This is a genomic window from Streptomyces sp. DvalAA-14, from assembly GCF_900091855.1.
Taxonomy (GTDB): domain Bacteria; phylum Actinomycetota; class Actinomycetes; order Streptomycetales; family Streptomycetaceae; genus Actinacidiphila.
Genome location: NZ_FMCH01000372.1, coordinates 1 through 7,683, shown reverse-complemented (window position 1 = coordinate 7,683; position 7,683 = coordinate 1). Strand labels below are relative to the sequence as shown.

General features: G+C 73.4%; 7 protein-coding genes and 1 pseudogene. 7 read left to right on the top strand and 1 reads right to left on the bottom strand.

Annotation, left to right across the window (positions count from 1 at the left end; translation table 11 throughout):
- The first annotated feature begins 130 nt into the window (after positions 1-130).
- On the top strand, positions 131-412 hold the full coding sequence (locus tag GA0115240_RS19240) for an HU family DNA-binding protein (protein WP_033176253.1): 282 nt from the start codon (positions 131-133) through the stop codon (positions 410-412).
- A gap of 130 nt (positions 413-542) precedes the next feature.
- Here the strand turns inward: GA0115240_RS19240 and murA are convergent, their stop codons facing one another.
- A complete protein-coding gene (gene murA, locus GA0115240_RS19235; protein ID WP_093737916.1) occupies positions 543-1,901 on the bottom strand; it encodes a UDP-N-acetylglucosamine 1-carboxyvinyltransferase in 1,359 nt (452 codons plus the stop codon).
- Positions 1,902-2,129: 228 nt separating this feature from the next.
- Between murA and GA0115240_RS19230 the strand changes: the two genes are divergently transcribed.
- The 6 genes and pseudogenes from GA0115240_RS19230 to GA0115240_RS19205 all read left to right on the top strand — a co-directional run.
- Positions 2,130-2,717, top strand: a complete 588-nt coding sequence (locus GA0115240_RS19230; RefSeq protein WP_093737915.1) for a YqgE/AlgH family protein — start codon at positions 2,130-2,132, stop codon at positions 2,715-2,717.
- An 11-nt stretch (positions 2,718-2,728) separates the two neighbouring features.
- Positions 2,729-3,028: a DUF3039 domain-containing protein gene (locus tag GA0115240_RS19225; RefSeq protein WP_093737914.1), complete on the top strand. Its 300-nt coding sequence runs from the start codon at positions 2,729-2,731 to the stop codon at positions 3,026-3,028.
- A gap of 7 nt (positions 3,029-3,035) precedes the next feature.
- A complete protein-coding gene (locus tag GA0115240_RS19220) occupies positions 3,036-4,316 on the top strand; it encodes a hypothetical protein (protein WP_093737913.1) in 1,281 nt (426 codons plus the stop codon).
- A gap of 183 nt (positions 4,317-4,499) precedes the next feature.
- Positions 4,500-6,200, top strand: a complete 1,701-nt coding sequence (locus GA0115240_RS19215) for a beta-N-acetylhexosaminidase (RefSeq protein ID WP_093737912.1) — start codon at positions 4,500-4,502, stop codon at positions 6,198-6,200.
- A 263-nt stretch (positions 6,201-6,463) separates the two neighbouring features.
- Entirely contained in the window at positions 6,464-7,336 is an 873-nt protein-coding gene (locus tag GA0115240_RS19210) for an FAD binding domain-containing protein (RefSeq protein WP_093737911.1), read from the top strand.
- Positions 7,333-7,683: pseudogene (locus tag GA0115240_RS19205) on the top strand (hypothetical protein); the annotation flags it as partial. The gene GA0115240_RS19210 and the pseudogene GA0115240_RS19205, both read left to right, overlap by 4 nt.

The window sequence follows — 7,683 nt, the reverse complement described above, 5'->3', positions numbered from 1 at the left end:
CGACTCGCGCGGGCAGGCGATTGGCTTTCCCCCCATATGTGGGGGCAGGATGCACACCTGGGCAGTGAGGCACACAGCAACAGCTTCGAGCTCGCGCCCCCATGGCTAGAAAGAACACGGGAGTACAGATATGAACCGCAGTGAGCTGGTGGCCGCGCTGGCCGACCGCGCCGAGGTGACCCGCAAGGACGCGGACGCCGTCCTGGCCGCGTTCGCTGAGACCGTCGGTGAGATCGTCGCCAAGGGTGACGAGAAGGTCACCATCCCCGGCTTCCTGACCTTCGAGCGCACTCACCGTGCCGCCCGTACCGCCCGCAACCCGCAGACCGGTGAGCCGATCAACATTCCGGCCGGCTACAGCGTCAAGGTCTCCGCGGGTTCCAAGCTGAAGGAATCCGCCAAGGGCAAGTAAGTCGCCGAGGGCGCGTGACACACACGAAGGGCGGCCGTCCCGTGCGGGACAGCCGCCCTTCGGCGCGTCTGCGTACGGCCGGCGGCGCAGGGCCGGCAGCGGGCGAGCGGCAGCGTACGGCCGGCTGCGGTCAGGCCGCCGAGGTCGCGGCCGTCGCCGCCGACTGGGGCAGCTCGATGTGCGCCCCCAGGCTCTGCAGCTTGGCCAGGAAGTTCTCGTAGCCGCGGTTGATCAGGCTGATCCCGTGCACCCGCGAGGTGCCCTGCGCGGCCAGCGCCGCGATCAGGTACGAGAAGCCGCCGCGCAGGTCGGGGATGACCAGGTCGGCGCCCTGCAGCTTGGTCGGCCCGGAGACCACCGCCGAGTGCAGGAAGTTGCGCTGCCCGAAGCGGCAGGCGCTGCCGCCCAGGCACTCCCGGTAGAGCTGGATGTGCGCGCCCATCTGGTTGAGCGCCGAGGTGAATCCGAGCCGGGACTCGTAGACCGTCTCGTGCACGATCGACAGGCCGGACGCCTGGGTGAGCGCCACCACCAGCGGCTGCTGCCAGTCGGTCTGGAAGCCCGGGTGGACGTCGGTCTCCAGCGCGATGGCGTTCAGCGGGCCGCCGGGGTGCCAGAAGCGGATGCCCTCGTCGTCGATCTCGAACGCGCCGCCGACCCGGCGGAAGGTGTTGAGGAAGGTCATCATCGACCGCTGCTGGGCGCCGCGCACGTAGATGTCACCCTCGGTCGCCAGCGCCGCGCTGGCCCAGGAGGCGGCCTCCAGGCGGTCCGGGATGGCCCGGTGGGTGTAGCCGTCCAGCCGGTCCACCCCGGTGATCCGGATGGTGCGGTCGGTGTCCATGGAGATCATCGCGCCCATTTTCTGCAGGACGCAGATCAGGTCCTCGATCTCCGGCTCGACCGCCGCGTTGGCCAGCTCGGTGACGCCTTCGGCCAGCACCGCGGTCAGCAGCACCTGCTCGGTGGAGCCCACCGACGGGTACGGCAGCCGGATCTTGCAGCCGCGCAGCCGCTGCGGGGCCTCCAGATACTGGCCGTCGGCCCGCTTGTCGATGGTCGCGCCGAACTGCCGCAGCACGTCGAAATGGAAGTCGATCGGCCGGCCGCCGATGTCGCAGCCGCCCAGGCCCGGGATGAAGGCGTGGCCGAGCCGGTGCAGCAGCGGGCCGCAGAACAGGATCGGGATGCGGGACGAGCCGGCGTGGGCGTCGATGTCGGCGACATTGGCGCTCTCCACCTTGGTGGGGTCCAGCACCAGCTCGCCGGGCTCGTCACCGTTCTCGACCGTCACGCCGTGCAGCTGGAGCAGGCCGCGCACCACCCGTACGTCGCGGATCTCCGGGACGTTGCGCAGCCTGCTGGGGCCGCTGCCGAGCAGCGCGGCGACCATAGCCTTCGGCACGAGGTTCTTCGCGCCTCTGAGCCGGATCTCGCCTTCAAGAGGGGTTCCGCCATGGACAAGCAGTACGTCGGCGATGTCGGTCATGGATCTCGCGATCGTCGGAAGGATCGTTCGGAACGGTTCTGAACGGCTCGGAACTGGTCGAACAGTTGGGAACGGGCCTTGGGGGAGGCATGGGGGCAGCGGGGACGCCCGGGGCGGAGGTCGCCGCACGGGAATCAAGAAGAGATGGTAATGCGCTGGAGCGCCTGCCCGTGTTTGACGGGCCCACGCCCGGCGTTGAGCCTACGCGCGCCGCCCGGATGCGGGATCATGTGCACCATGACCGAGGTGTCCGCGCTCACCGGCCGGCTGCTGGTCGCCACCCCGAGGCTGGCGGACCCCAACTTCGAGCGGGCCGTGGTGTTCCTGCTCGACCACCACCGGAAGGGGTCGCTGGGCGTCGTGCTGAACCGCCCCACCGCGGTGGATGTCGGTGATGTCCTGCAGCCCTGGGCGCCGCTGGCCGTCGCGCCCGGGGTGGTCTTCGAGGGCGGTCCGGTGTCCCTGGACTCCGCGCTCGGCCTGGCCGTCGTGCCGGGCGGCCCCGGCGCGGACGGCGAGGCGGGACCGCTGGGCTGGCGGCGGGTGCACGGCGCCATCGGCCTGGTGGATCTGGAGGCGCCCCCGGAGCTGCTGGCCGCCGAACTGGGATCCCTGCGGATCTTCGCCGGATACGCCGGCTGGGGACCGGGCCAGCTGGACAGGGAGCTGGCGGCCGGCGCCTGGTATCTGGTGGAGTCCGAACCCGGTGACCTGTCCGCGCCGGACCCGGAGCGGATGTGGCGTGCGGTACTGCGCCGGCAGCGGGGAAAGCTGGCGATGGTGGCCACGTATCCGGACGATCCGAGTCTCAATTAGGCTTGACGGTTATGAGCACTCTTGAGCCCGAGCGCGGGACGGGCACCGGCACTCTGGTCGAGCCGACTCCGCAGCTCTCCCACGGTGACGGCGACCACGAGCGCTACGCGCACTATGTCCAGAAGGACAAGATCATGGCGAGCGCGCTGGAAGGCACGCCCGTCGTCGCGCTGTGCGGCAAGGTCTGGGTCCCCGGGCGGGACCCGAAGAAGTATCCGGTCTGCCCGATGTGCAAGGAGATCTACGAGGGCATGTCGTTCGGCGACGGCGACGGCGCCAAGGACAAGTCGGGGAAGGGCAGCAACGGCTGACGGCGGCGTGTTCGGCGCGGCGGACCCGCCCGACGACGAGGATCTGCCCGGCGGGCCGCCCGACGACGACGCCAGCAGTGGTGAGCGGGTGCACGTCCTCGTCGGCCAGGGCCGGTTCGCCGAGGCGCACACCCTGGTCAGCGATGCCTTTGTGGAGCGCAACGGCAGCGCGGGCTATCTGCTGCGCGCCTGGGTGCTGACCCAGGAGCAGCGGCCGGCCGCGGCCCGTGAGGCGGTCGACTGGGCGTTGGCCCTGGCCGGACCCGCCGAGGCGGCGGATGTCTTCGTGCTGGCCGGCGTGGTCCTGCTGTCGCTGGACGAGCCGCACGCCGCGCTGACGGTGGCGCTGCGGGCCGGCGGGGTCGAGCCGGACGGCTGGGAGCCGTCGGTGCTGCTGTCCGACGTCTACCGGCGCCTGGGCCGGGTCCCCGACGCGGTGGCCGCGGCCCGCCGGGCGGTGGCGGTCGCGCCCTACGAGGCCGAGGCCCAGGTGGCGCTGGCCCGTTCGCTGTCCGCGACCCGCGGCCTGTCCGGCCGGCTGCCCCGCCGGCACCGCACCGAGCACGAGTCGGCCGTCGAGCGGGCGCTGACCCTGGGCGTGGAGGCCGGACAGCTCGTCGCGCCGCGGGGCGGGGCGCTGCTCGGCGGCATCGGCCTCGCGCTGTTCTGGGCGGTGCAGCTCTACCGGATAGAGACCGGTGACAGCTGGCAGCTGATCCCCGCCGCGGTCGTGCTGGCCGCGACCTTCGTCCTGATCGCGGTGCTGGTGAAGGCCGGCACCCGGCGCTCGGGCGTCGGCCCCCGGGCCCGGCTGCGCGGCATCCGGGCCACCACCCGGGCCGAACTGGCCGGCGACGACTGGCTGTGGCGGATCGGCGCGGCCCATGTGGGCGCGGTGCTGCCCATCCCGGTGCTGCTCAGCACCGGGATGGTGGCCGACCGGGCGCGGGGCGACCACGACTGGCCGCCGTGGGCCGTTGGGACGGCCGCGGTGGCGGGATGCGGCGCGGTGCTGCTGATCCTGTACGGGGCACGCTGGTGGTACGGCGACTGGCTGGCCCGGCGCATGGTGCGCTACGGCCGGATCGTGGCCGTCCAGCTGGCGGTGGGGGGTGCGCTGGCGGCCGGCACGGTCGCGCTGGCGGCCCGCGGGCAGGTCCCCGGCTGGCAGTGGTCGGCGCTCGCCGTGGCCCACCTGGCGTGGACGGTGCTGAGCTGGTGCGCGGTGATGGTGCTGACCTGGCGGCTCCAGGCGCGTCGGCGGCAGGCGCTGCAGGCGGAGCTCTAGCGGGAGTCCGTGACTCCGGCGGCAGTCGCTCCGGCGGCGGTCCGTGGCGTTCGGCCCGGGGGCCGGTGCGCGCGGCGACCTCGGGTGCGGCGCGCCGGGCGGCCTCGGATCCGGCGCGCCGGGACGTCGTTGTTCGACGATTGGTCTATGCCAATCGGCGTTCGGCGGGCAGGATTGTTCTCCATGGACCTCATCCCCACCCCCAGTCACAAACAGACGTATTCCGCCGACGGGAGCTTCGCGCTCACTCCCGGGACCGTCCTGGTCGCCGAACCCGGCACCGAGGCCACGGCGCGCTGGCTGCGGGCGACCCTGGGCGCGGCCACCGGACTGCCCCTGGCCCCCGCGGCGCCCGGCGAGCGGCCCGTCGGCGGGGTCGTGCGGCTCGCGCTGGACGAGCGGGCGTCGGGCAGCGCCGAGGGCTACCGGCTCACGGTCGACCCGGTCTCCGGGGTACGGATCACCGGCGCGGGCCCGGCCGGCGTCTTCTGGGGCGCGCAGACCCTGCGCCAGCTGCTCGGCCCGGACGCCTTCCGGCGCGCACCGGTGGGCGGCCCCGACCGCGCCTGGCAGGTGCCTGCCTGCCACCTCCAGGACGCCCCGCGCTTCGGCTGGCGCGGCTTCATGCTCGACGTGGCGCGGCACTTCATGCCCAAGGACGTCGTGCTGCGCTACCTGGACCTGATGGCCGCGCACAAGCTCAACGTCCTGCACCTGCACCTCACCGACGACCAGGGCTGGCGGGTGCGGATCGAGCGCTACCCGCGGCTCACCGAGGTCGGCGCCTGGCGGGAGCGCACCAAGGTGGGCCTGCGGGAGTCCCCGCTGTGGGACGAGCGCCCGCACGGCGGCTACTACACCCAGGACGACATCCGGGAGATCGTGGCCTACGCCGCCGAGCGGCACATCACCGTCGTCCCCGAGATCGACATCCCCGGCCACTCGCAGGCGGCCATCGCCGCGTACCCGGAACTGGGCAACACCGACGTCATCGACACCACCACCCTCCCCGTCCTCCCCAGTTGGGGCGTCAATGCCAACGTACTGGCACCCACCGACAACACCCTGCGCTTCTACGAGAACGTGCTCACCGAAGTGCTCGACCTGTTCCCCGGCACCTTCGTCCACATCGGCGGCGACGAGTGCCCCAAGGAGCAGTGGCGCGAGTCGGCCACCGCCCAGGCGCGGATCAAGGAACTCGGTCTGGCCGACGAGGACGAGCTCCAGAGCTGGCTGATCCGGCACTTCGACGGCTGGCTCGCCGAGCGCGGCCGGCGGCTCATCGGCTGGGACGAGATCCTGGAGGGCGGGAACCGGGCCGAGGCCCGGCAGGAAGAGGCGGCGACCGGCGGCGGTACGACGGCATTCGGCCTCGGGGAGGGAGCCGCCGTGTCCTCGTGGCGGGGCTACGCGGGCGGGATCGCCGCCGCCAGGGCCGGCCACGACGTGGTGATGTGCCCGCAGAGCCATGTGTACCTGGACTGGCGGCAGTCGGAGTCCGCCGACGAGCCGGTGCCGATCGCGCACGCCCGCGGCCTGGAGGACGTCTACCGCTTCGAGCCGGTCCCGCCGGAGCTGACCGAGCAGGAGGCCGCGCGGGTGATCGGCACCCAGGCCAACATCTGGACCGAGGTGATGGACTCCGTCCGCGTGCTGGACTACATGGCCTTTCCCCGGCTCGCCGCCTTCGCCGAGGTCGCCTGGTCGGAACTGCCCGAGCCGGCCGCCCGCGACTGGCCGGACTTCGAGCGCCGGATGACCGCCCACTACGCCCGCCTCGACGCCCTGGGCGTGGAGTACCGGCCGGCCGACGGGCCCCTGCCCTGGCAGCGCCGCCCCGGTGTCGTCGGCCGTCCCAAGGCCGGGCCGCCGCCGATCGTGTGATCCGGCCCGGAAGTTTTCCACAGGCCGCCCGACGGGCTGACACCGTGTCCGCGTAGCGTGGCAACAGCCTCGAACGATGGCAATTCCGGCACAGCGGAGAATCCCGGCGCAGCCGTATCTTCGCCCCGGGGCGGGCGGATCGGTACTTCGTGGACCCTCGCGTCGGCCACCGCGGAAGATGTGCCAGAGTTGCCACGTCCGGGCTGTCAGCACGTACGGTACGGCTACCGCGTGACGGAGGAAGGCCGGGAAGGGGCAGCTGCGTGAGCACGTATGCACAGCAGGCGGCGGAGAACGTCACGCTGCCGTCCTCGCTCGACGAGGCGGTGGAGGCGCTCGCCGCCATGCCCAGCGCCGTGCCCGTGGCCGGCGGCACCGACCTGATGGCGTCCGTCAACTCCGGGCAGCTGCGCCCCGCCGCGCTGGTGGGCCTCGGCCGGATCAGCGAGATCCGCGGCTGGCAGTACGCCGACGGGGCCGCGCTGCTCGGCGCCGGTCTGACCCACGCGCGCATGGGCCGCCCCGACTTCGCCGCGCTGATCCCCGCGCTGGCCGCCGCCGCCCGCTCGGCCGGCCCGCCGCAGATCCGCAACGCCGGCACCCTGGGCGGCAACATCGTCTCGGCCGCCCCCACCGGCGACGCGCTGCCGGTGCTGGCCGCGCTGGAGGCCGGCGTGATCCTGGCCGGCCCCGAGGGCGACCGCGAACTGCCGGTCAGCCACCTGCTCACCGGCATGGACCCGCTGCGCCCCGGCGAGCTGCTGGCCTTCGTCCGCATCCCGCTGCTGCACGCCCCGCAGACCTTCCTCAAAGCCACCGGCCGCACCGGCCCCGGCCGCGCGATCGCGTCCGTGGCGCTGGTGGTGGACCCGGCCCGGCGCCAAGTGCGCTGCGCGGTCGGCGCGGTCGCCCCGGTGCCGCTGCGCCCGCTGGAGGCCGAGCACTGGGTGGCCGGGCTGATCGACTGGGACGGCGAGCGGAGCCTGGCACCCGAGGCGTGCACCGCCTTCGGGGAGTACGTGGCCGCCGCCTGCATCCCCGACCAACCGGGGGTCGAACTGCCGCCCGCCGCCGTCCAGCTGCGGCGTACCGTGGCCGCACTGTCCCGCCGAGCGCTCGGGAGGGCCCTGGCATGACCGACCAGCCGCACGGGCCGGGCGCGCCCGGCAACTCCGGGTCGTGGCAGCCCGTGCCGGGGGGCGGGGACTACGACCCCGACCAGACCATGCACGTCTCCTTCGCCGCGCAGCTGCCGCCCGAGCCGCTGCCGGGGGAGGATCCGCTGAGCGCCCACGGCCCGGCGGGGCCCGGCGGTGCGGGCGGGTCCGAAGGCCCGGCCGACGCCATCACCCAGTGGTCGATCCCGGTCATCAGGGACGAGCCGGAGGGCGACTCGGCGGAGTTCCCGCTCGGTTCGTACACCTCCCCCTGGGAGCAGGCCCCTTCGCCCGGGGCCACCCAGTCCTTCCCGGCCGGCATGTTC